Source organism: Glaciimonas sp. PAMC28666 (genome assembly GCF_016917355.1).
Lineage (GTDB): Bacteria > Pseudomonadota > Gammaproteobacteria > Burkholderiales > Burkholderiaceae_D > Glaciimonas.
In genome coordinates this window covers 4,101,626-4,120,654 of record NZ_CP070304.1, presented here as the reverse complement: position 1 = coordinate 4,120,654, position 19,029 = coordinate 4,101,626, and the positions used below count along the sequence as shown (strand labels likewise).

The following is a 19,029-nucleotide window of genomic DNA, read 5'->3' as shown; positions in this document are numbered from 1 at the left end:
GGGAATACATCGAGCGCAACTTTATACTTCGTGCATCAACATTTTCTTCGGAAACTATCATGACCGCACAAAACATTTCACTATCCGCCCACTCCTTCAAAAAAGTTGCCGATAGCGCAGCGCAGCCTGCCAATGAAGTTGTGGTCAAACAAAGTCTTCTGCAGAAAATTTTCCTGCTCTGGATTAAGCCTTACGAAAATGCGGGCGGTTTCATTCCCCACATTTAAGTCTGCCCGGATCGACATTTATTTGTCGATCTTCAATTCCAGGCTTTTGCTAATATTATTGATGCATAAGGCGCTGAGAATCTGGCGAATACGCCAACAAGGATTAATAAAAAACCGCGCAATTGCGCGGTTTTTTTTTCGTCCAGGCGTCTAAATTATTTGTAAACCGAGAGATTCGATTATCAGCGACAGCCTTGGTGCCGCCGTTTGTTTCCGTAATCATTACTTAACCTTTACCCCAAAAAAAAATCGGCGAGCGCCAATATATCGCTGGCCTCCTCCGATTTTTTTTTGAGTTAGCCATCGCATCAGGCGGGGGCCGAACTCAGTACACTATCGATTCAGTAACGTGTACTGAGGGGGTTTTCAAGAAACTGGCAGCAATTCAACACCGGCCCAACCGCGGCATCAATGTCCGTCAAATAGTTTCATGATACTGCGTTTCTCATCATCTTCTGCCGTTGCCGGCGTTCCATCTTCATTGGTTCCGGCACCTCCGCCACCTACCCCCAGTGATGCAATAAAGCCGTTGCCGGGTGTAAAGTTATCGAAGAACAATTCGTTATTAATCGTGCTAACTCCTTCTGGCATTGGCATTTGAACCTGTGGCACACCGCGCAATGCACGTCCCATATAGCTGACCCAGATCGGTAACGCTAGTTGCGCGCCAAACTCGCGGCTGCCGAGCGTCTTGGGCTGATCGAAGCCCATCCACGCAACCGCAACCAGCGAATTTTGATATCCGGCAAACCAGCCATCAAAAGCGTCGTTCGTAGTTCCGGTTTTACCCGCAATATCAGTCCGGCCCAACACGTTGGTGCCGGCACCGGTACCTCGTTGAGCAACGGTCTGCAACAAGCTCGTCATGACATAGCTATTGCGCGCATCCAACACCCGGGTGCCATTTTGACCGGCAATTTCGGGCTGGGCACGAGACAATGCTACGCCGCGTGCATCGACTACTTCTGAAATTAAATACGGATTAACGCGGTAGCCGCCATTCGCCAACACAGCATAGGCACCGGCCAGTTGCAACGGCGTGGTTTGACCCGCGCCGAGTGCAGTCGGCAAATAAGGAGGAATTTTGTCACGATCAAAACCGAAATGCGTGGTCACAAAATCTTGAGCGTACCTGGCACCTATAGCATCCATCAAACGCACTGTCACCAGATTCTTTGAGCGCTGCAAGCCAGTCCGCATAGGCATCGGTCCATCGGGCGTGTCGTCATCCTTCGGTTCCCAGTTAGGCTGTCCCGGACCACCCGGAAATGAAACGGGGGCATCGTTGATGATTGAAGCTGGTCCGAAACCTTTTTCGAGAGCGGCTGAATAAATGAAAGGTTTAAACGTTGATCCCGGTTGCCGCCATGCTTGCGTTACATGGTTGAACTTATTTTGATTGAAATCAAAGCCGCCAATTAATGTCTTGATCGCCCCACTTTGTGGCGTCAGCGCAACCAGTGTCGCCTCGACCGATGGCAACTGGGTGATTTGCCAGCCTTTAGGCAACTGAATGACGCGAATCACCGAGCCTGGCTGAATGCGCATGTTTTTTGCTGCTTTAGAACTCAAACCTGACGCAGCAAACCGTAACCCTTCACCGCTGACGGTGACGATGGAATCGTTGCGTAGCATCACTTGCACCTGTTTGGCATCCGCGCTCAATACAACTCCAGGGACGATGTCATCGTTATCTGGCTTGTTATCCAGCGCATCTCCGACCGCTTCCTCGCGCTCGTCCACATTTGACGGCAATGCGATCAACGCTTCCGGGCCACGGTACCCATGACGACGATCGTAGTCCATTACGCCCTTACGTACCGCCTCATAACCAGCCTGTTGGTCCGCCGAATCGAGAGTTGTTGTCACGCTTAACCCCCGAGTATAAATATCATCTTTATATTGGGTGTAGAGCATCTGACGGACCATTTCGGTCGCATATTCTGCGTGTACGCTATAAGTGTTACCGGTTGTCTTTACCTTAATATCTTCAGCCAGTGCCTGATCATATTCTGGCTGGGTAATGAATTCGAGTTGCAACATGCGCTTTAAAATGTATTCCTGGCGAATACGGGCACGTTTAGGGTTCACTACAGGATTGTAAGCCGATGGCGCTTTCGGAAGGCCGGCAAGCATTGCGGCCTGTGCCAACGTTATATCTTTTAGCTCTTTGCCGAAGTACGCTCTGGCGGCCGCAGCGAACCCAAATGAACGTTGTCCCAGAAAAATCTGGTTCATATACACTTCGAGAATCTGATCCTTGGTTAATGCATTTTCAATTTTATAAGCCAGCAAAATTTCATAAATTTTGCGCGTATATGTTTTTTCGCTGGATAGAAATACGTTACGCGCCACTTGCATCGTAATCGTACTGGCACCTTGCGAAGCGCCGCCGTGCACGAGGTCTGTCCCGATTGCTCTCAAGATGCCGATAAGATCGATTCCGCCGTGTTGATAAAAGCGCGCATCCTCAATCGCCAGAACCGCGTTCTTCATATTGGCGGGGATATCCTGCAGCTTCACCAGGCTGCGTCGCTCTTCGCCAAACTCGCCAATCAATACATGATCGGCGGTATAAATACGCAGCGGCACTTTAGGACGATAGTCGGTGATAGCACCAAGATCAGGTAACTGCGGCTGCATAACTACGAGCGCGTAGGCGATCAACAATCCACCAATGACGGCTCCGGCCAACACCACGCCCCCAATGGTAAATAGCAATCCGTGCAGCAGCGTGCCGTTCTGTTTTTTTGGCTTGCAGAGAGGAGCTGAAAAAGGAGCTGAAAACACTGCCGTTTTCGCTAATTGGGTCTTGTCAGCTGGAGTATTCAAATTAGTCTTACGAGGTTTTGATGTAAATAACATAACGATATTGATTGGAATTAGCCCATATCCTACAACATGCTGCGTCAAGTACCCAGAAACGTCTGTAAGAAGAAGTAACTTATTGGAAAAAAAGCGAATAACCGGGCTAGGAAAAGAGAAAAAATGCGTCACAACCCGTGTAATTGCAAATTGATAGCCTCGAAATAGGCAAGAATCGGGCGTTTCTATGCCAAAAATCGGAGCTTTATCAAAACTTTGTCAGGACTTCAATAATGACTGGATCATTTCATCGGTCGCCTTTGCCGCAACCTGCGGGGTCTGCAACGGAAATAAATGGTCGCCCGGAAGCAATTTTATGCGTGAACCGACCAGCCGCCGGGTCGCCATCATGCCGGCCTGTCGGCACTCTATCGAGTCAATGCCTCCGACAAACCCCACCGGTACCGGAAAAGGCGATTTCACGACCTGGCCTAAATGATGTGGCAAGGTCAGATACACCGCTGTTTCAATCTCGCGCCTGAAACGCAAAGCGACGCCGCCAGAATGGGCTACAGTGCCGTGCTCAACATAATCACGCAAGACTTCTTTGGGCCAATTGGCAAACACCTGCTTGGTAGAGAAATGCTGATAGGCCGCCTCCGCATCCGGCCATTGATTGCGACGCCGCTCCGAAAAACGGGCTGGAGACCAACGACGATCAAGTTTGAACGCTTTCGCTAATCGAAATACACCCGCTCTCCATCCCACGCTCACTGGTGCGTCCAACAGCACCACGCAACGCACCAGCTCGGGACGCTGTCTGGCGACCATCAAGGATAAGATCCCGCCCAACGAATGCCCTACCAAAATTACGGGCTGTTGATAACGCGAGAGTAATTCCTCAATTAACTCCTGCACCAGTGCCGGCCAGCCATCGGTTACCGGGTAGGCAGGATTATGTGCATGCATTTCTAACGCATGCACATCATAGCTTTTGGATAAAAGCTCTAAAAACCGACGATATGTGCCGGAAGGAAAACTATTTCCGTGCGCAAAGTGAACGACGGGAAGATTCGACAGCAGCGGGCATGCCGGACCTCGAGTATGCGGTAATGTGTTTAAGTAGGTCATTGAGGGCAGTTAAAAGTGCTGATCCAACACGCGGAGGGTTAATGATCCTATTTAAAGCGATAAGCATTGATTCTTACAATCCAAATTTTAGAGCGGACGTTCAACGACCGTACCAATAACGCTTATGCTGTTGGCGATACTCTGTGACTTCGAGCGTGCGGCCAAATCGCAAAGATATCGCCCCTGACTGATCGTTTCGCACGGATCGAATCCCTAATTGCCGGTAACGTTCCAGCACTTGTGCCTGAGGATGCCGAAAACGATTACGATAACCCACCTGAAACAGCGCCACGGATGGATCGACCTCCTTCAAGAAGTCCATCGTAGACGATGTGCCGCTTCCATGATGCGGTGCGAGAAGCACGGTTGACTTTAATATGCTCGCCTCGGAATGATCCGTGGGATTCGCCCCTTTATCCCTTATCAACTGCCGCTCCTGGGCTTTTTCTATATCGCCGGGGAGCAGAATCGAATACTTTCCGTTGGTAATTTTTAAGGTACAGCTCATAGTGTTGGCACTGCCTGATTTTCGATCCTTGCGTTCATTATTTTCATAGTTCTGCGCGGCTGGAAACAGCATATCGAACTGCACGCCGTCCCAGTTCCATGACTGGCCGTCCTGACAGCGGGTATGGTCCGGCGCGGCGGCAACCATTCGGTGGTCTCGCGACAACGATGAATAAACCCGGTCGACGTTAATCGCATGAAGAACGGACAAAGCGCCACCGGAGTGGTCACTGTCTGAGTGCGAGATCACCATTGTATTTATAGAGGTGATACCTCGCGCCTTTAAGTAGGGAACGATAATACGACTACCGGCGTCTGACTCCGGCGAATAATATGGCCCGCTGTCATACAGCAGGCGATGCCGGGAGGTTTCGATCAGCAGTGCCATTCCCTGCCCGACGTCGAACGCGGTCACGTTCATTTCACCCTCTTCCGGGCGGGTGGCGGAGTTCAGTAACAGCGGCACCCAACCAATGAGCGCCAACCAACGGAGCGGCCAGCCGCGTGGTGCCAGCAACCATAAGGTGGCGACCAAAGCGATCACAAAAGTCCAGGTGGGCGGCAGTGGTGCTTGCCACACCGCCAGCGGAAATTGGCTGAACCATGTCAAGATTGTTGCCAACCAATCCACCAAGGTATGTGCTGTCACCAACACCCAGCCGGAGAGCGGCGCTGGCAGCATACTGCCGATCAACGCCATGGGCGTCACCAGCAGACCAACAAGAGGAATGGCGATTGCGTTTGCCAGCGGGCTTACCAGCGATATTTGACCGAACAGCAAGATCGTCAGCGGCACCAACCCAATTGTCACGACATATTGTGTATAAGCGCTTGACTTCAACGCCTGCAACCACGCTTTGCTCGGTGCCGCAGGATGCAGATCAGCGGGATCGATCAGTGGTTGAGTCCGTCCAACGCTAGCGTACAAGATCGTGCCGACCGCACCGAAGGATAACCAGAAACCAGGAGCAAGCACGGCCCAGGGATCGCGTAGCAAGACCACCATTAAAGCCACGCATAAAACATGCGAAACGCTGGCGATGCGACCGCTCCAGAGCGCCAATGCGACCATCAGCAACATATATAAGGTACGCTGAGCCGGCAACCCAAACCCCGCTAACAACACATACATCAAGGCGGTCACTGCACCTGCTAACACTGCGGCCTTCTGTGCTGGCAAACGCAGCGGCAAAGTAGTGCCAATAAAAAATGAACGCCGCCAAAGCGCCGACACGATGGCCGCAAACAGGCCCGCTATCATGGTAATGTGCAGGCCCGAAATAGAAATCAGATGTCCGACCCCGGTACGATTGAAAATCAACCAGTCATTTTGATCTACCGCCCGCTGATCGCCGATGACCAAAGCGACCAACACTCCGGCATATTTTTTTCCAGGCAAAGCGGTCAGGATACGTTGCCTGACCCAGCCACGCACCGCTTCCACACAATGACCAAAAGTAAAAACAAAACGCGCCAATTCACGGTTATTCCGTGGAATATTCGTGACCGAGGTCTCTACTGCCGAGGTATCCACCGCAGCAGTATTTATGGCCGATCCATTCGGTGTCTCTGCGCCGGGGGACGACACTTTATCAGCGCGCACGTAACCTGTTGCACGCAGGTTTTGTTCCAGTAACCATACCTCGTAATCAAATCCATGCGGATTTGCACTGCCGTGCGGGCGCTTTAAACGGACCGTCAATTGCCATCGAGCGCCCGGTTTGACCTTCCCAATTTGAACGTCTTCGGTAGTTGGTTGCGCGCCTTGGCGATTGAATGGGCGATACCACGAAAGCGCCAATGTGGAGGGTATGGGCGGCCGTTCTCCATTTTGCGGCAAAACTTTTTCTACCGCAAAATTAAACCGGACACCTTGCGCAAAATGCGTCGGCAAATTCGCAATGGTGCCGATCACAGTAACGTCGCGCCCCTCCCATTCGACCGGGAGTTCTTCCTGCAGATAAAAATACGCGAATAACGCCGCCCAACAACAACCGAGCAACGCACCGCAGACTGCTAGTACAAACAACTTCCCCAACCTATGCAGAAATCTGTGGGCAAAAAACAGCCCGGTTCCCGCTACGAGACAACAAATGCACAGTACCCAATAGGAGGGCAATTCCCCTTGCGTCTGTAAGAAACAGACGCCGATCAAAAAACCAAGAATAAAACTCCGCATCCGAGAGCTACTTAAGAAGCGCTAATCGTGGCAGCGCAGCGCATGCATTGACACTCGTCGCCACGGCTAATTGCGCCAATGGAATGCCGCGTAAATTGGCGAGCACCTCAGCAATCAAGGGAATCTGTGCCGGCGCATTCTTTTCCGGATGCAACCAGGCTGGCGACATATCCGGTGCGTCGGTTTCAAGCACCAGAGCGTCTAGCGGTAAAGTTGCCGCCAGACGTCGAATCTGCAATGCTCGCGTGAATGTCATCGCTCCGCCGAAGCCTAGCTTAAAATTTAATTTGATAAAAGCCTCCGCCTGTTGAAAGCTGCCGTTAAAAGCATGCGCAATGCCGCCTCTGACGTTGATCCGACGCAGGTATTTCAACAACGTATCCTGTGAACGCCGCACATGTAGTAAAACCGGAAGGTCGAAATCGCGTGCGAGTTTTAATTGCTCGACGTAAAAATGCTCTTGCTTCTCTCGAAGAGCGCCCTCACCCAAGCCCGGCACAAAGAAATCGAGACCAATTTCACCAATCGCGACAAATAAAGGGTCGTCCATTGCCAACGCAATCGCTGACCGAAGCGCCAACAGATCCGATTCTTCCGCCTGCGGTACAAAAATAGGATGTATTCCGAGCGCATAGGTGCAATTTGGTTGCCGAGCCGCAATCGCTGCCACAGTGGCAAAATTTGCGCGCTCGACGGCAGGAATCACAATCCAGTCAACTTCCCGTTGCGCTGCCGCCGTCGCAAAGGCGGTCTGGTTGCCATCAAATTCGGCAGCATCAAGATGGCAGTGGGTATCGATCCACATGTGTGTGTCCTCTGGGGCAGATTAATGGGCTTGGCCAACTACAGCAGCGCGCTATCTTGCTGGATTGGCAGATTAATATCGTAGCATGCGGTAATATCTGTTAACCGACTGGACATCTAACAGTTAGGGATTTTACGGATGTTCGAATTTATCGCTTATGTACGTATTTCCTTTCGTTTTTAAGTATCCACCCCACTTTCACACGCCATTAGCCATAGCAGGCATGCCGGTTACCAGCGCATCCCATCGGTGCATTCGTCCCGACCATAGCCTGATAACATGCTGATCGAAGAAAACTTGAATTAAAATCCGATGGACATACAAGAAAACACACCGCTAGCGGGTAATGAAACGCTCGCAAAAATATTTGATCAACGGGAATATCGCAATGCGCTGGGAACGTTCACCACCGGCGTGACCATCATTACGGCTTGCCGCAGCAATGACCATCCTGACGATGACCTTGAACACCGCGTTGGTATCACTGCAAACAGCTTCAACTCGGTTTCACTCGATCCACCGCTGGTTTTATGGAGTCTGGCGAAATCATCGAGCAGCGCGCCAACTTTTGAAAAGGCAGAATTCTGGGCCGTGCATATTTTGTCGCACGATCAGGACGCCCTCGCAAATCGCTTTGCCAAGCGTGGCGTAGCTAAATTTGCAGGACTGGAAACCGAAAAGGGACTTGGCGGTGTGCCGTTGCTTCCAGCGTGCACCACCCGTATGCAATGTAAAACGGCTTATCGTTACGATGGCGGCGACCACATCATTATGGTTGGCGAGGTGATGCACTTCGATCATTCGGACACGCCTCCGCTCGTGTATCAGCGCGGCAACTACGCCATCGCTACCCGCAAGGAACTTGCAGACGAAGCTGAAGCCCTGATCAAGGCCACCACCGGCGCACGCATCTTCAACACCAGCACCATGAGCCACCTGCTTGGAAGCGCTTACTTTCAGCTATATGGAAAACTGCGGGAATATGGCGCACAGCAAGGCCTCAACGATACCGAATTTTTTGTCCTCAATACGCTGGCGGCCCGCGACGGCCTGAGTATTGGAGAGTTAAACCGTTTGTTCGCCTACGCCGGTCATTCGCCGCTCTTCATTGTGCTCGATGACATGACAGCACGCGGATTGCTGCAAGTCGTGGCTGATCACGGCGAAAATAATGGTAGTGGGCTGTTCTATCTCACCGGATTAGGTCGAGAACTAACGCAAAAGATTGCCGCAGCCGGCGTCGACATTGAAGCTGAAATGATGGGAAAAATGGGCACAGTGGATGCCATCGCTTTGCGCACCTTGCTACGCCGCTTCATTAACATTCCGGATGATCGCCTGGATTTCGAAGACTAAAGCGTATTTTCCGCGCTTTTTTTGCGTGTTCTAAATAAAATCGTCACCTCTCCGGTCAACGCCCTAACGCCAGTCTGGCTACTTGCTGGACCTCGCCGGTGGTCGCATTTTGCACAAACGTCACTATTCCAAACTGATTGGCAGGAATATCGCCGCCGAAACTATCAAGGGCAATATTCTGTTGAATGGTGACCGTCCCCCCTTTCAACGCAAATGGTCCCAGCCAACGCCGCACAACGTATTCGTGATGAAGTGTGACACCGCCATTTTCGCCAGCGGCCACTTTCGATACCAATTTATTCTGATAGACGGCGATATAGGCGTTTTGTGGTTGTTTGGAATCGCCACTGGCGTTATTAGTCGCTCTAGCGGTCAATTTATAGGAGCCAGCTCCGTTGGCAGCATTGCTCGTGACCTTGATCCCGATATCAACAGATGATATTTGCGATGTGATTTGTTGCAGGACATTCCTGGCCTCGCCCGGCGTATTCCACCTTCTCAGTTCACGTCCGCCTGCAAACACTTCAGGTGTATACACCACCTTGCTATTGGCATAGTCGGCCAATGCACGTTGACGCAACGTAAATGCATGATCGCCAAATCGGTCCTTCCAACCCAAGCTGTCCCAGTAATCAACATGCAATGCCAGGGGGACAACTAACTCCGGACTCACTTCCGAACCAATTTTCGCTAACCATGCATCGGCAGGCGGGCAACTATTACATCCTTCGCTGGAATAAAGCTCAACCAACGCCACGCGATGAACCGGACTTTTCGTGCTCAATCCGATACCTTGCGCCATCGCGTTTGGACCGACAAATACTGCCGCCAACAACAGCGCCCACTTTCGCGTGATTAATGTGGCATTAAAGGTATTCACGTGCGACTCCGAAAAGATGATATTGTCAGTTGGTCGCTGAGGCGGTCGCTTCCTTACAGTGACATCCCAAATTCAGCACGCTGGTCGCTGCAGCAGAAACTTCAAAAGTGTCAATTCAATCAGACGGCGGAGATCGATACAGATTTACCACGTCCCGATCGACGCGAACCAGATTTTGCCCTGCATCGACGACAAATTCGGTGCCGTTGAACGACGGCCGCGTCAGCAATAGAATCGCCTCGGCGATCTCCGATAACGGCGCCACATACCCAAGCGGCGTTGAACGCTCTGATGAATATTCAAAATCTGCCTGGGTCTGATCCCCACTTGGTGTCATTAGCCCGGGATAGAGTGCGTTAACCCGCAATACGCTTCCACCGGAAATCGCTAACATGGCGGTCATATTTCCTAGCGCAGCCTTTGCCACCGTATAACTAAAATCCTCTGGATGAAAATTTGCACGTACCTTTTGATCGACGACATTCACCACGACTCCCCGTTGATCGCGCTGGCGGGCTTGCTGGTAAAAAGCCTGGGTCAGCAACAGCGGAGCACGGCAATTGATTTGCCAGGAGCGCTCCAGATCCTCAAGCGAAAAATCGGCCAACGTGTCGGGAAAAAATATCGCCGCACAATTGACGAGTACATCCAGGCGCCCGAACCTAGCATAAGTTGCCAGAATCATGGCGGACAACTCGGAAGGAATGGCCAGATCTGCGCGATGGGAGATGGCTCTATGGCCAGCCGCTTCCATCGACGCGACTGTCTCAAGCGCCTCGGCTTCCGAGTTTCCGTAATGCACCACGACGGCATAGCCAGCCTGGGCAAAATGCTCGGCAATCACACGCCCGACACGTTTGGCAGCGCCGGTAATCAGTACTACAGGTTGCGTCATGTTGGTGATCGTTTCAAGTAAGTTTTTTATGTGCATGGGCGGCGACTTGATCCATAAAGTGGGCCATTCGCATATCCAGTTCAGTGACGCCATTCGCGTCATGAGTTGCCAGCAGAACAACTACACGATTATAAACATTTGACCATTCAGGATGGTGATCGATTTTTTCTGCCAGCAAAGCGACTTGCGTCATGAACCCAAACGCGGCGTTAAAGTCGGCGAACAAAAATGTCCGTTCGATAGCATCCCGCCCTTTCGCCACGGACCATTCAGGAAGATTTTTCAAGGCTGCTTCCGCGCCAATGTGTGATGGTCGAGTCATAAACGTTCTCCGTATCTAAAAACACCAATTTTATAGCCAGAAACGTTGGTGGGTAAAACCGGCAATCTTTTGAAACTTATGTGACCAGAAGGCCCCAGGTCGCCGGTTGTTTTTGCCTAAGCCCGCCTATTATAGATTGTGTCAAAACGTTGGTTACGCCGGGACTTTGTAACGAGTTGAATCGTTTCTTGTGTGTAATTTTTTTAAAGGTATAGTTTGCCTATATTTAAATTTTAAGGCACATATGAAACGCCTCCTCTGTGCGGCCATGCTGGTCGCAATAAGTTGTACCGCCTTTATTTCCGGACAAGCGAATGCGCAGGTCGGGGTCAACATCACCATAGGCTCACGACCGCCGCCACCGCGTTATGAACGTGTTCCGCCGCCCAGAGTGGGCTATATCTGGGCACCGGGCTATTGGAACTGGTCGGGTGGTCGACACGTCTGGCGACAAGGTAACTGGGACCGGGCACGTCCCGGATACCAATATCAACGGCCTCGTTGGGAGCAAGGCAGACGCGGCTGGCAGTTAAACCGCGGTGGCTGGCAACGAGGAGGCCATGGTTACGGCCGACCCGGCTATCAGGGCCACGGACGCCCGAATTACAACAATCATCATGGCGGCGGTCGCCCGAATGGCGGACGACATGACAATGGCCGCCACGAAGGTCGCGGCGGTAATCGTTAAAAACTAGACGGTCGCGGAAAATCGATGGTGAAAAAATCCTTGCTCGCAAATGCGAACAAGGATTTTTTCGTTGTAGAGTCGTTGTCACCAAAATCACGAATGGAATCGACCGTAACAAAATCAAATCCGCGGTGAAGATCAAGTCAACAAAATCGAAGGGATGCGACTGACATTTTTTTAAGGTATTGCCGCACCTTGCAGGATGACCCATTCATAAAAATCTGACATCGCGCTTTTCTTACGTTATCTTGATACAAATCAATTTGTAAAAATCTCGCATGCGCGCTAATCATGGCGATGGGGCCAGCGAGTCCTTATCCTGAACAGGTCGAAGTGAACTGACGGCCTGACCACCATTTTTTTATGCGAAGGATGACACTTGCTTTTACATACCATCTATCTGGTTGCTATCGTTGCCGAAGCAATGTCAGGCGCAATCATGGGCATGCGCCGCGACATGGATCTTTTTGGAATTTGCCTGATCGGGACCGTCACTGCGTTAGGTGGTGGCACGATCCGCGATGTGCTGTTAGGTCACTATCCGTTGAGCTGGATCGCCAACCCTGAATATTTACTCTTCACCATCGGCGCAGCGATCGTCACGGCAGTGGTTGCACGTGTTCTGCATCATGCAAGGACGGTATTTCTAGTCGTGGATGGCTTAGGGCTGGTAGCATTCACCGTTATAGGCTGCAACGTTGCCATGTCCAGCGGAATGGCGCCGGGAATCGTGGTCGTGGCCGGACTCATTACCGGGATTTTCGGTGGCGTGTTGCGAGACGTCTTATGCAACGAGATTCCATGGGTCTTGCGGCGCGAACTCTACGCTACGGTGTCTCTGCTAACCGGCGGGTTATATGTTGGCTTGCTGTCGTTGAAGATCGATATCAATATCGCATCGCTGGTGGCCATCGGCGCCGGCTTTTTGTTTCGATTGCTGGCAATCCGGTTTCACTGGCGATTGCCAAGCTTTAATGGCGCCACCATTCGAGGGCTGGATTAATCGTCACGGCGGCATGCAACTACGCTATTGAATTGGGATGCATCAACCTAATCGCTTTAATAAAGCGATCGCGCCATCAGGGGCGCGTTCTTTGGCGCCATTGATGAAAAACAAGAACACATCGCGCGCCACGTCCTGCTTGGACTGAGCGGTTATATTAGGGAAAGCCTCCCCGTCAGCCGGCTTTAATCCATCAACAATGTTTTTTACCCGGGCGGCCCATGCATCGAGCGCCTTCGGAGGATAACCTGATTTTGTTTTGGACTCACTGCACATTAATCGTATGTAAACAAAATCGGTACTAAAATCTGCGAAGGATGGATAGTCTGGCGAGTCCGTAAAAACGCTGGCTACTTTATATTTTCGCGTCAGCTTAAAAAAATCGGGCGTCATAAAACTATCGTGTCGCACGTCCAGAACGTGACGCAGTTTTACACCATCAATTTTCGTCGGAAGCAACGCCAGAAAAGCTGTCATATCGGCGATATCGAAGTGTTTAGTGGGCGCAAATTGCCATAAAATTGGTCCCAACTTTTTCCCGAGCTCGGCGATGCCACTGTTTATAAAACGCTCGACTGATTCACCAGCCTCGGCCAAAATCCGTCGATTTGTACTGTAACGCGGCGCCTTCACGGAAAAAATGAAGTCATCCGGGGTTTCAGCGGCCCACCGCGCGAAAGTAGCAGGCTTCTGGGTGCTGTAATAGGTGCCATTAATTTCTATTGCCGTGACCTGGCGGCTGGCATATTCCAATTCACGGGCATGAACCAGATCGGAAGGATAAAAGTTATCGCGCCAGGGGGCATAGGTCCATCCGCCTATACCGACGCGTATAAAGCATGTGCGACTTTTCATCTCCGCTCCTTCGCAACGACGATGTTTATATAATACCAAGATATTAAGACAACGGTGCGCGAAGCAAAAACAGAAGGGAAGTTCCGGTATGAACGAAAATGTAGCGTGAAGCGCAGAGGGCCTCACAGCGCTCCGAGAATTGCCCTCCGAAAAGCAAAAACCGCTGAACAGCGAGGCTGAACAACGGTTTCGACTTATTGGTTGCGGGGGCAGGATTTGAACCTACGACCTTCGGGTTATGAGCCCGACGAGCTGCCAGACTGCTCCACCCCGCGTCTGTACTTTACAACAATATCAGGATATATTCTGATATTTTACATCTGGTTGCGGGGGCAGGATTTGAACCTACGACCTTCGGGTTATGAGCCCGACGAGCTGCCAGACTGCTCCACCCCGCGTCTGTACTTTTCAAACAATGCCAGGATATTTTCTGACATTTTAAATCTGGTTGCGGGGGCAGGATTTGAACCTACGACCTTCGGGTTATGAGCCCGACGAGCTGCCAGACTGCTCCACCCCGCGTCTGAGGAATGAGAGTATAAGCCGGTTTGATTAATATAGCAAACGATATAGTGAGAAAACGCATTTATATGGGGCAGTGATACACTTCGGTGTCTGATAAAAAACACGCAGCTGTAAACTCGTTGCTTAAAAACACGCTAGTTATAGACATGTTGTTTATAGTCAGTACTTACGCAAAATCGTCTCAGCAACGGACTTGCCAACTATGCTGCTGAACGGTCGCCACAGCGACCTGCAAAGCACTGCAAGGCCGCGGCGCGTTTGCCGAAGTCCTGATAATATCAATATCAACTCCTTTCAACGCACAATGATGCCTCCGGAACATTGTGCCAGACCTTTAATTCGCTACCTATGAAATTCTGCTCCGAATGCGCACATCCTGTATCTCTGCAAATTCCACCAGACGACACGCGTCCTCGCTTTGTCTGCAGCAATTGCGGGACGATCCACTATCAGAATCCGAAGATGGTGGTTGGGTCAATTCCAGTATGGGAACATGAAGGCGAAACGCGTATCTTGCTTTGCAAGCGGGCGATAGAACCTCGACTCGGGTACTGGACGCTTCCGGCGGGGTTTATGGAAAATAACGAGACCACTGAAGATGCTGCCCGCCGCGAAACCGAAGAGGAGGCCGGTGCCAAGATCACATTGCATGGACTTTTTTCCATGATCAACGTCCCACACGTTCATCAGGTGCATTTGTTTTATCGGGCCACCCTGCTCGACCTTGACTATGCCGCAGGTATTGAAAGTCTTGAGGTGGAGATGTTTACTGAAGCAGAAATTCCATGGGAAGATATTGCCTTCCCTACAGTTGCTTATACGCTAAAGGCATTTTTTAGCGATCTCAAATTAGTACAAAAAAACGATGCGAAATTTGCCCTGCATACCGAAGACATCTATAAACCAATGCGTAGTAACTGAATGACCGAAGCAATTAACGCCATCTTGCGTCGAGCACGGCACTGTCCGTTTAACTGTACCGTCTACGGAAATTACCCAGCGACTCCACTGGCCAATTTCACCAACTGGCTGACTCTAACGGGGTCGATGTAGTGCGATCAATGCATCAAGCGACATGGGCCGACCTAATATATATCCTTGAATTAAATTACAACCGTGTTGACGCAGAAAGTCTAATTGCTCGTCCGTTTCAACACCTTCAGCGATAACACGCAAATTCATGTGCCGGCCGAGCTCGATCATCGCCCGCACGATAGCCTTGTCTTCCGTTACGTGCGGTAAGCCCCGCACAAAGGAACGATCGATTTTAACGGACGAGATGGGCAATCTTTTTACGCGCGAAAGCGACGAGTAGCCAACGCCAAAATCATCAAGACTGATTCCCACGCCAAGCTCGCGCAGCGCCTGCATCACGGAAATCACTTTATCGGGCTGATGCACCAACATTCCCTCGGTCAGCTCCAGACAAAGATGATGAGGCGAAATACCCGACTCTCGCAAAATTGCGCTGACCTCACCCGGCAAATCGGCAATCATAAATTCTGGCGGTGCCGTATTGACGTGCATTTCCAGATGACTGAATCCCGACCGATGCAAGTGCGCCAGATCGGCACATGCCCGACGCAAGACCCATCGTCCGATATTTATAATAAGGGTGCTTTGCTCCGCTATGGGAATAAATATTTCCGGACTGACGATGTCCCCGTTAGCGCGACGCCAGCGTATGAGCGCCTCCACCGCGTGCATGTGCTCGCCATTACCATTGAATATCGGCTGATACTCCAGGAAAAATGCATTGTCAGTCAGCGCCTGATGTAATTCAGCTTCCATGGTCATTCGCTGCGCCACGTCGGACTGCTGCACCGCTAAAGTATGCGAAGTGCTGTCCGAGAAAAAACTGTGCGCATTTCTGCCATTCTTTTTAATTCGATACATGGCAGTATCGGCGCCGCGCAATAGTTCTGGACTCGTCATGCCATTTTCAGGAAAAACGCTGATGCCGACACTGGCCGACACTGTCATATCATTTCCGTCAAACAGAAAAGGTATGCGCGCCGCCCGCAACACGTTGGCAGCAACCGTATTCAATTGTTCGCCAAGCGGCAATGTCGTGTTTTGCGGAATCAACAAAATAGCGAACTCATCTCCGCCAAGTCGTCCGACATAACTTCCGATTGGCGCAAGCGCTTGCAAACGTTGTGCAAATTCGCGTAAAACCACGTTTCCAGCCTCGTGGCCGAATGCGTCATTCACCGGTTTGAAGCGATCCAAATCAATAAATATCAAGCCAAACGACTTAGTCGATGCAGTGGAATTCTCACAGGCCAGATCAAGCATGTGATAAAAATAGGTGCGGTTCGCCAATTCGGTTAAACCATCTATTTGCGCTAACTGGCGAATGGTCTCCTGTTGCTCCAGGCGTTGCGCCGTCTGCGCAATCAACACGCCAATCGTCGCTGAAAGTATCGGCAACTGAGCGTCACGCTGACGCGATAGTCTGCTATAAAATTCCAAGACCCCCGGACTATGCCTGTGGCCGTCATCCGTCACATAAACGACCGGAAATACGTAACCGGACTGTAAGCCCGAATTCGCCGCACCGTTAGAGCGCAAAAAGCCGGGTGCGCTTCCCAAATTTTCGATCCAACGCGCTTCGCCGGTCTGCCACACCTGACCAACCGCACCAACCCCCGCTGCCATTCGCATGGTAACGCTGTCGGCGGTAAATATATCGAGGGAATAAGCCGGGTCGTGCCAGAAATGTTTACATGAAAGTTCCTGCAACGCCGTCGCGCTGGGTTCCACTGCCCAATACGCGCCCCATTCCCAACCTAAATTTTCACACACTAGTTTGATAACTTTGGTTACGGCGTTGCCGAGCGTGTCCGTGCGCAACAAAAATTGTGTGGATTCAAAACTCAGTCGTTCGCGGACGGCAGTATGCTTCGCTGCAGTAGTTTCCAGGATGAGGCCACTGCGCACTGCATGCTTTCGGGCTGACTGAGGCGACGATATCAGGCTAAACCAATGCATTCCGTGGATTTCATTAACAACCCGAAATTCACATTCGACCGAGCCACCCTCCGCGCTCTCTGATTTTAGCGTCTCCTCCAGCATCGACAAGTCATCGCGCAATATGTGAATAAAGCAACTTTTTAGCGTCGGATACCATCTCGATTGCACCCCTAGCATACTTGCCGCATTTGACGATAGCACCACCTGATCGGTTCTAAAATCGTACCACCATCGTCCGAAGGACGCAGCTTGTTCGACAAAATCGGGGACGACTGCTTCGGAGAGGGCAGTCCGTAGGGATGGAGTTACCAGAGTGTTATTCGGCGCTTTGGCCAAACCAAACGGTGCCAAGGGAGATAGTTCATGCATAGTGGCTATATCTCTATCACTTGGATAATGTTAAGCGTGCTTTGTGAATGAAGCTTTGATTGCAGCATTTCTATACAGCAAAATTCGGGCCAGCAATACGCGCACACCTTGAGCCCGAATTAGCCTTTGCAAACTGGTAATATAAACTGGTACGCACCAAAAAAGTGCGAATCACATTTAACGCACCATACAATACTTGCGTACGTCGATTTCGACCAAATATCTGTTGGGTGGAAATGACTAACATGGAAAATTGATGGAAACCTCAACGCCCGGCCAAAGAAAAGAGTGAGTTTTACCTACGTTCCACGATATAAACAGTGCTGTACAGATACATACTAACAGTTCAGAAACATTACTTATGAACATTTTAACTATTGCGCTGTGGAGTAGTTTTGACAGCTAAATAATTTACCATGAGAACAATGGTCCTTTACGACAGTTGCTTGCCGAATACAACGACAAGGCGCACGTCCTTCGACGCTTGGGAATGGCTATGATTCCCTGGCTTGAAATCGATACGCCCTTTCCCGATCCATCGGAGGCAATGGGCCCGGAAGACGGCGCCCCTGGGCTATTAGCCGCAGGTGCGAATCTTTCCCCCCAGCGGTTGCTTAGCGCTTATCGGCGCGGGATATTTCCCTGGTTTTCTGAAGGCCAGCCAATTCTTTGGTGGAGTACGGACCCGCGCATGGTGCTCGAGACGGCTCGCTTTCAAATTTCCGCCAGCTTGAACAAAACCTTAAAGAAAATCCACCGAAGCAAGTCTGACCCGCGATGGCAAATTCGCTTCGACTTTGCATTTGAGGAAGTAATGCGCGCGTGCGCCGCTCCGCGCCGCGATGGTCAAGGCACGTGGATATCGGATCAGATTATCGAGGGTTATCGTGCGCTCCACCGGTTGGGCTATGCCCACTCGGTCGAAGTCTGGCTGGATGGAAAATTGGTCGGCGGCGCCTATGGCGTCAGTATCGGGCGCATGTTTTATGGTGAATCGATGTTTGCCCGCGTCACCGACGCGTCCAAAATCGCACTAGCCTATCTGGTGAAATTTTTGCTCCAGAACGGTGTCACCATGATTGACTGTCAGCAAGAGACCCCGCATCTTGCCTCGCTGGGCGCTACTCCTATTTCACGCGACGAGTTCATGCGCCACTTAAGTGAGGCCATAAAATATCCACAAATTCAACACTGGCGTCCGATACCAATATTCACAGATTAAAATTGCTGGAGCAAAATAGTCAACCAAATGGCCAATTAATAAGGACAGGTAGCAAGTTTTTTCTGGAGTTGGATATGATGCAGTGCGCGTGCAAAAAACACGGTGTTGCGCTTACGGTGTAAATTACATCTAAAGGACTTCCGCAAATTTGTCGCAATAATGGGCTGGCCAACCCAACTCGCCCCGACAATCCGTTGGAACGGCCGCTTGACCGGCAAGACAGGTGCAACGCCGTTGAAGCAGCAGGAAGCCGGATTGGCTAATTGGCTATTAAGGACTTATGC

15 protein-coding genes and 3 tRNA genes are annotated in these 19,029 nt (G+C 51.0%); 6 read left to right on the top strand and 12 right to left on the bottom strand.

Annotated elements, in window-relative coordinates:
* Nucleotides 1-59 precede the first annotated feature (59 nt).
* On the top strand, nucleotides 60-227 hold the full coding sequence (locus tag JQN73_RS17515; RefSeq protein ID WP_205320254.1) for a hypothetical protein: 168 nt from the start codon (nucleotides 60-62) through the stop codon (nucleotides 225-227).
* A gap of 408 nt (nucleotides 228-635) precedes the next feature.
* On the opposite strand, the gene JQN73_RS17510 is transcribed toward JQN73_RS17515, so the two are convergent.
* The 4 genes from JQN73_RS17510 to JQN73_RS17495 all read right to left on the bottom strand — a co-directional run bounded on the left by JQN73_RS17510 (nucleotide 636) and on the right by JQN73_RS17495 (nucleotide 7,654).
* Nucleotides 636-3,092 carry a penicillin-binding protein 1A gene (locus tag JQN73_RS17510; RefSeq protein WP_205320253.1) on the bottom strand — a complete coding sequence of 819 codons (2,457 nt, stop codon included), beginning with the start codon at nucleotides 3,090-3,092 and terminating at the stop codon, nucleotides 636-638.
* Between the two features lie 219 nt (nucleotides 3,093-3,311).
* Nucleotides 3,312-4,163 (bottom strand): alpha/beta fold hydrolase, encoded by an 852-nt coding sequence (locus tag JQN73_RS17505; RefSeq protein ID WP_205320252.1) that lies wholly within the window; start codon nucleotides 4,161-4,163, stop codon nucleotides 3,312-3,314.
* A gap of 100 nt (nucleotides 4,164-4,263) precedes the next feature.
* Nucleotides 4,264-6,849 (bottom strand): DNA internalization-related competence protein ComEC/Rec2, encoded by a 2,586-nt coding sequence (locus tag JQN73_RS17500; protein WP_205320251.1) that lies wholly within the window; start codon nucleotides 6,847-6,849, stop codon nucleotides 4,264-4,266.
* A gap of 7 nt (nucleotides 6,850-6,856) precedes the next feature.
* Complete coding sequence (locus JQN73_RS17495) at nucleotides 6,857-7,654, bottom strand: TatD family hydrolase (protein ID WP_205320250.1); 798 nt, start codon at nucleotides 7,652-7,654, stop codon at nucleotides 6,857-6,859.
* A gap of 312 nt (nucleotides 7,655-7,966) precedes the next feature.
* On the opposite strand from JQN73_RS17495, the gene JQN73_RS17490 reads away from it, so the two are divergent.
* Nucleotides 7,967-9,010 carry a flavin reductase gene (locus tag JQN73_RS17490; protein WP_205320249.1) on the top strand — a complete coding sequence of 348 codons (1,044 nt, stop codon included), beginning with the start codon at nucleotides 7,967-7,969 and terminating at the stop codon, nucleotides 9,008-9,010.
* A 55-nt stretch (nucleotides 9,011-9,065) separates the two neighbouring features.
* Here JQN73_RS17490 and JQN73_RS17485 read toward each other — a convergent pair whose 3' ends face one another.
* The 3 genes from JQN73_RS17485 to JQN73_RS17475 all read right to left on the bottom strand — a co-directional run bounded on the left by JQN73_RS17485 (nucleotide 9,066) and on the right by JQN73_RS17475 (nucleotide 11,107).
* A complete protein-coding gene (locus JQN73_RS17485) occupies nucleotides 9,066-9,890 on the bottom strand; it encodes a thioredoxin family protein (RefSeq protein ID WP_240162313.1) in 825 nt (274 codons plus the stop codon).
* Between the two features lie 115 nt (nucleotides 9,891-10,005).
* Nucleotides 10,006-10,785 (bottom strand): SDR family oxidoreductase, encoded by a 780-nt coding sequence (locus JQN73_RS17480; RefSeq protein ID WP_205320248.1) that lies wholly within the window; start codon nucleotides 10,783-10,785, stop codon nucleotides 10,006-10,008.
* A 13-nt stretch (nucleotides 10,786-10,798) separates the two neighbouring features.
* Entirely contained in the window at nucleotides 10,799-11,107 is a 309-nt protein-coding gene (locus tag JQN73_RS17475) for a 4a-hydroxytetrahydrobiopterin dehydratase (RefSeq protein ID WP_205320247.1), read from the bottom strand.
* 244 nt (nucleotides 11,108-11,351) lie between these two features.
* Here JQN73_RS17475 and JQN73_RS17470 point away from each other — a divergent pair, with 244 nt between their 5' ends.
* Both JQN73_RS17470 and JQN73_RS17465 read left to right on the top strand, forming a co-directional pair.
* Entirely contained in the window at nucleotides 11,352-11,795 is a 444-nt protein-coding gene (locus tag JQN73_RS17470; protein ID WP_205320246.1) for a YXWGXW repeat-containing protein, read from the top strand.
* Nucleotides 11,796-12,174: 379 nt separating this feature from the next.
* On the top strand, nucleotides 12,175-12,798 hold the full coding sequence (locus JQN73_RS17465) for a trimeric intracellular cation channel family protein (RefSeq protein WP_205320245.1): 624 nt from the start codon (nucleotides 12,175-12,177) through the stop codon (nucleotides 12,796-12,798).
* A gap of 42 nt (nucleotides 12,799-12,840) precedes the next feature.
* Here JQN73_RS17465 and JQN73_RS17460 read toward each other — a convergent pair whose 3' ends face one another.
* The 4 genes from JQN73_RS17460 to JQN73_RS17445 all read right to left on the bottom strand — a co-directional run bounded on the left by JQN73_RS17460 (nucleotide 12,841) and on the right by JQN73_RS17445 (nucleotide 14,175).
* On the bottom strand, nucleotides 12,841-13,653 hold the full coding sequence (locus tag JQN73_RS17460; RefSeq protein ID WP_205320244.1) for a DUF72 domain-containing protein: 813 nt from the start codon (nucleotides 13,651-13,653) through the stop codon (nucleotides 12,841-12,843).
* 198 nt (nucleotides 13,654-13,851) lie between these two features.
* Nucleotides 13,852-13,928, bottom strand: a tRNA-Met gene (locus tag JQN73_RS17455).
* Between the two features lie 46 nt (nucleotides 13,929-13,974).
* Nucleotides 13,975-14,051, bottom strand: a tRNA-Met gene (locus JQN73_RS17450).
* A 47-nt stretch (nucleotides 14,052-14,098) separates the two neighbouring features.
* A tRNA-Met gene (locus JQN73_RS17445) sits at nucleotides 14,099-14,175 on the bottom strand.
* A gap of 351 nt (nucleotides 14,176-14,526) precedes the next feature.
* On the opposite strand from JQN73_RS17445, the gene JQN73_RS17440 reads away from it, so the two are divergent.
* Nucleotides 14,527-15,099, top strand: a complete 573-nt coding sequence (locus tag JQN73_RS17440; protein ID WP_205320243.1) for an NUDIX hydrolase — start codon at nucleotides 14,527-14,529, stop codon at nucleotides 15,097-15,099.
* Between the two features lie 114 nt (nucleotides 15,100-15,213).
* Here the strand turns inward: JQN73_RS17440 and JQN73_RS17435 are convergent, their stop codons facing one another.
* Nucleotides 15,214-17,523, bottom strand: a complete 2,310-nt coding sequence (locus JQN73_RS17435; protein ID WP_205320242.1) for a bifunctional diguanylate cyclase/phosphodiesterase — start codon at nucleotides 17,521-17,523, stop codon at nucleotides 15,214-15,216.
* A 496-nt stretch (nucleotides 17,524-18,019) separates the two neighbouring features.
* Between JQN73_RS17435 and aat the strand changes: the two genes are divergently transcribed.
* Entirely contained in the window at nucleotides 18,020-18,745 is a 726-nt protein-coding gene (aat, locus tag JQN73_RS17430) for a leucyl/phenylalanyl-tRNA--protein transferase (RefSeq protein WP_205320241.1), read from the top strand.
* The last annotated feature ends 284 nt before the right edge of the window (nucleotides 18,746-19,029 follow it).

What these genes read in the sequence shown, in the direction of transcription:
- JQN73_RS17470 (WP_205320246.1), top strand. Translation starts at nt 11,352, where the DNA reads ATGAAACGCCTCCTCTGTGCGGCCATGCTGGTCGCAATAAGTTGTACC.
- JQN73_RS17460 (WP_205320244.1), bottom strand. Translation starts at nt 13,653, where the DNA reads ATGAAAAGTCGCACATGCTTTATACGCGTCGGTATAGGCGGATGGACC.
- JQN73_RS17505 (WP_205320252.1), bottom strand. Translation starts at nt 4,163, where the DNA reads ATGACCTACTTAAACACATTACCGCATACTCGAGGTCCGGCATGCCCG.
- JQN73_RS17495 (WP_205320250.1), bottom strand. Translation starts at nt 7,654, where the DNA reads ATGTGGATCGATACCCACTGCCATCTTGATGCTGCCGAATTTGATGGC.
- JQN73_RS17515 (WP_205320254.1), top strand. Translation starts at nt 60, where the DNA reads ATGACCGCACAAAACATTTCACTATCCGCCCACTCCTTCAAAAAAGTT.
- JQN73_RS17435 (WP_205320242.1), bottom strand. Translation starts at nt 17,523, where the DNA reads ATGCATGAACTATCTCCCTTGGCACCGTTTGGTTTGGCCAAAGCGCCG.
- aat (WP_205320241.1), top strand. Translation starts at nt 18,020, where the DNA reads ATGATTCCCTGGCTTGAAATCGATACGCCCTTTCCCGATCCATCGGAG.
- JQN73_RS17500 (WP_205320251.1), bottom strand. Translation starts at nt 6,849, where the DNA reads ATGCGGAGTTTTATTCTTGGTTTTTTGATCGGCGTCTGTTTCTTACAG.
- JQN73_RS17475 (WP_205320247.1), bottom strand. Translation starts at nt 11,107, where the DNA reads ATGACTCGACCATCACACATTGGCGCGGAAGCAGCCTTGAAAAATCTT.
- JQN73_RS17490 (WP_205320249.1), top strand. Translation starts at nt 7,967, where the DNA reads ATGGACATACAAGAAAACACACCGCTAGCGGGTAATGAAACGCTCGCA.
- JQN73_RS17440 (WP_205320243.1), top strand. Translation starts at nt 14,527, where the DNA reads ATGAAATTCTGCTCCGAATGCGCACATCCTGTATCTCTGCAAATTCCA.
- JQN73_RS17510 (WP_205320253.1), bottom strand. Translation starts at nt 3,092, where the DNA reads ATGTTATTTACATCAAAACCTCGTAAGACTAATTTGAATACTCCAGCT.
- JQN73_RS17480 (WP_205320248.1), bottom strand. Translation starts at nt 10,785, where the DNA reads ATGACGCAACCTGTAGTACTGATTACCGGCGCTGCCAAACGTGTCGGG.